The sequence below is a fragment of the Ralstonia sp. TCR112 genome, from assembly GCF_007997035.1.
In the GTDB taxonomy this organism is placed as follows: domain Bacteria; phylum Pseudomonadota; class Gammaproteobacteria; order Burkholderiales; family Burkholderiaceae; genus Ralstonia; species Ralstonia edaphi.
On record NZ_VOSS01000279.1, the window covers coordinates 1 to 868 of the forward strand.

The following is an 868-nucleotide window of genomic DNA, read 5'->3' on the forward strand; positions in this document are numbered from 1 at the left end:
GCCAGCGCACCGTGCAGCACGAAGTTCAGTGCGCCCAGCTGTGGCAGCACGTAGCGCTCGACCTCGCCGTGGACGAGTTCAGCGAAATGCGCGCGCACGCGCTCGGCCGTGACGTGTTGTTCGAGCAGGGCAAAGTCTTCGGCGCGGTCCGGACGAAGGGCGATCACGGAGATGCACGAGATGTCGCCCTTGTCGCCGGCGCGGGTGTGGGCGAGGTCGCGGAGGGTGCGGGGCATGTCAGCTCTCCAGGATGTGCACGGCGTGCGGGGCCAGTTCTGCGGGAATCAACGTCGATGCCACGGCGATGATTTCGCGCGCGCTCTTCGTTGCGCCGCCGCCGCCGGACGGGCCGCAGGTCAGCAGTGTTTCGACTTCGTTCCCGATGCGGACGGCTTCGGCCATCGATTCAGTGCGCGCGGCCACGCGCACGCGCACTTCGTACGGTTCGGCATCGATGCGGGAGAGGGCTGCGCCATGCAGCGCATCCACGCCAATCAGCTCGAAGCGCGTTTCCGTCATCTGCACGCCGGTGAGTGCCAATCGCTCGCGCACGATGTCGAGCGCCAGCTTGCCGCGCGCCACCGCGTTCGGGCCGGCATAGCTGATCTGGCCTTCGCCGATATAGCTGTCGAGATAGCCGATGGAGACCTTCAACTGCTCCGTGCGCGTGTGCCGGTGGCGCCTTCGATGACGACGCTGTCTTTGCCGTCGGCGTGCATGCGCACGTTGGAGAAGTCCGCCACCACATCGGGCGTGAGGTAGCGCGCCGGGTCATGGATTTCGTACAGCAACTGCTCCTTGCACGTGGCTTCGGTGACGAGTCCGCCGGCCGTGGCGACTTTGGTGATGCGCACCGAGCCGTCTTCAC

1 protein-coding gene and 1 pseudogene are annotated in these 868 nt (G+C 66.5%); both read right to left on the minus strand.

What is annotated here, in order from left to right:
- On the minus strand, positions 1-236 hold a 236-nt coding region (locus tag FUT88_RS25955; protein WP_147219387.1), incomplete at its 3' end, for a hypothetical protein.
- A gap of 1 nt (position 237) precedes the next feature.
- A pseudogene (locus tag FUT88_RS25960) lies at positions 238-868 on the minus strand (acyclic terpene utilization AtuA family protein); the annotation flags it as partial.